Annotated in this window: 3 protein-coding genes; 2 read left to right on the forward strand and 1 reads right to left on the reverse strand. The window is 63.1% G+C overall.

Going from position 1 to position 2,527, the window contains the following annotated elements:
* Positions 1-66 precede the first annotated feature (66 nt).
* The gene (locus WCA53_RS32300; protein ID WP_423921417.1) at positions 67-783 is read right to left on the reverse strand and encodes a dienelactone hydrolase family protein; all 717 of its coding nucleotides are present in this window, start codon (positions 781-783) and stop codon (positions 67-69) included.
* A 392-nt stretch (positions 784-1,175) separates the two neighbouring features.
* On the opposite strand from WCA53_RS32300, the gene WCA53_RS32305 reads away from it, so the two are divergent.
* Both WCA53_RS32305 and WCA53_RS32310 read left to right on the forward strand, forming a co-directional pair.
* On the forward strand, positions 1,176-1,730 hold the full coding sequence (locus WCA53_RS32305; protein ID WP_423921420.1) for a (2Fe-2S)-binding protein: 555 nt from the start codon (positions 1,176-1,178) through the stop codon (positions 1,728-1,730).
* Between the two features lie 11 nt (positions 1,731-1,741).
* The coding region (locus WCA53_RS32310) for an FAD binding domain-containing protein (RefSeq protein ID WP_423921425.1) at positions 1,742-2,527 on the forward strand (786 nt) is incomplete at its 3' end.

Consider the following 2,527-nt stretch of genomic DNA (forward strand, 5'->3'; position numbering starts at 1 on the left):
CACAAGACCCGGAGACTAGTGGCGGAGGATTGTTTCGCCGCTGGTCTCCCGTCCCTCGCCGCGATGCTAGCCGGCGTGCGCCCACAGTGTGCGGCCAAAAAATGTCAGCGTCCGGTCCCACGCCAACTGCGACCAGACCGGATCGAACTGGGTCCTGGAAATACGCCCTGGCCCGACCGCTGTCTCGTTGGCGAATGCATGATGCGCAAGATAGCGATGAAACTCCACGTCGACTTTGGCCTCAGTCAGTTTGGCCTCGAGTGCGTCGACCGTTTCAGCCGGGAAGAACGCGTCCTGGTCGGCCCAGTGACCAAGCACGGGCGCTTTGATCTTCGATGCGTCAATGTATTCGAGCGGCGGGAAGCCGTACCACACCACGCCGGCGGATACGTCCGGGACATTACATAGGGTTAGCAGCGTCAGGGCGCCGCCCATGCAATAACCGGTCACACCGACCCGCGCCGACTGGGTCTTGAGGTATTGCACGGCGCCTGCTACGTCCTGGCCGGCGGCATCGGCGAAGTCGAGAGCGCCCAGCAGGTGGCTCGCCTCTTCCTCCTCGACGGTGCTTTTGCCGCGAAAAAGATCGGGAACCAGCGCCAGATAACCGGCCCGCGCGAAACGGTCTGCCACGCCGCGGATCTGGTCGTTCAAACCCCACCATTCCTGGATCACGACAATGGCGGGCGCACCCTCCAGTTTCTGCGGTTTGGCCAAGTAACCCTGGACGGCCTTCCCGTCAGGGCGTTGGTAAGTGATCACGGATCCTGGTGACTGTTTCATGACATGGTCCTCGAATGGGCGGAACCGGTAGCATAGCGCCAGTAGCGCGCATGCGCCTACTAGCCACTCCCCCCCGTCAATTGGCAAAAGATAAACACCCGGTCGATAAAGAAATCGACTGCTCCCGGCACCGATAGCTGCTCAGGGTCGCACGCCGCCAATCCGCCAACAGGCACGGCTTTTCGGCTAGAGGCTTTTTGTCGAGGCTCTCTCTTTTTTAGACGCGTGGGCATCGCACTTGCTCCAGTGTCATTTGGCGTGCGTGATGCGTCTTCCACGCTTGTCCTGAACGCCCCACAATCCGGCGATTGATCGTGTACGGACCTTGGCATCTACTTCATCCTGCTGCTAGGGCACACCGATTCTTGCCGCTGTCTCCATAAGGAGAACACATGATCCATCAGACCGCCTTCAACAACGCCGCTGCACAGCAGAGCGCTGAGCGCGACGCAGCCCGAACGAGTCACCAGCCTGCCGCCAACACGGTCATGCCGGTCGAGCTGACCGTCAATGGCAATATCTACAGGCTATCGCTCGATCCGCGCACCACGCTACTGGACGCGCTGCGCGAACATTTGCATCTCACCGGCACGAAAAAGGGTTGCGACCACGGCCAATGCGGCGCGTGCACCGTGCATGTGAACGGACGACGCGTGAATGCGTGCCTGTCCCTGGCGGGCACACACGCCGGCGACGAGATCACCACCATTGAAGGCATCGGCCGGCCCGATGCGCTGCATCCGATGCAGGCCGCGTTCGTCGAATGTGACGGCTACCAGTGCGGCTACTGTACGTCGGGACAGATCATGTCCGCGGTCGCGCTGCTCCACGAACCCGTTGGGCGCGGCGATGCCGACGTGCGCGAAGCGATGAGCGGCAATCTGTGCCGCTGCGGCGCCTATCGGAACATCGTCGCCGCGATCCAGTGCGTACGCGGCCAGTCCTGAGGAGCGCCAACATGGAAATCTTCCAGTTGTCGCGCGCCGACGGCGTGCGCGACGCGATCGCGGCGGCCACAGCCTCACCAACGGCCCAGCAAGGCGCGCAAGTGCGCTTTCTCGCAGGCGGCACGACATTGCTCGATCTCATGAAGCTGAACGTCGAGCGGCCGACGCATGTCATCGATATCAGCCGGCTACCGCTGGACCGTATCGAAGCGCTGCCTGACGGCGGCGTCAAGATCGGCTCGACGGTGCGAAATGCGGACCTGGCGTTGCATCCGTTGATCCGCGCGCCGTACGCAATGCTGTCGCAGGCGCTGCTCGCGGGAGCGTCGGCACAATTGCGGAACATGGCGACGACCGGTGGCAACCTGCTGCAACGCACCCGTTGCGTCTACTTTCGCGACACCGCAATGCCATGCAACAAGCGCGAGCCGGGCTCGGGCTGTCCGGCGGTCCACGGATTCAATCGCACGCTAGCGATTCTCGGCACCAGCGACGCCTGCATAGCGACCAATCCGTCGGACATGAACGTCGCGCTGACCGCGCTCGACGCGACCATTCACGTCGAAGGAGCACAGGGCACGCGCAGCATCGCTATCGACGACTTCTACCTTTTGCCGGGCGCGACGCCGGATCGCGAAACCGTGCTCGACCCGGGCGATCTCGTCACGCACGTGACATTGCCGCCTCTGCCGGCTAACGCCCGCTCGGTCTACCTGAAGCTGCGCGATCGCGCGTCGTACGAGTTCGCACTGGCCTCGGCCGCCGTGGTCGTGAAGCTTGACGGCGGCCGCATCGGG

The sequence above is a fragment of the Caballeronia sp. genome (assembly GCF_049581465.1).
In the GTDB taxonomy this organism is placed as follows: domain Bacteria; phylum Pseudomonadota; class Gammaproteobacteria; order Burkholderiales; family Burkholderiaceae; genus Caballeronia.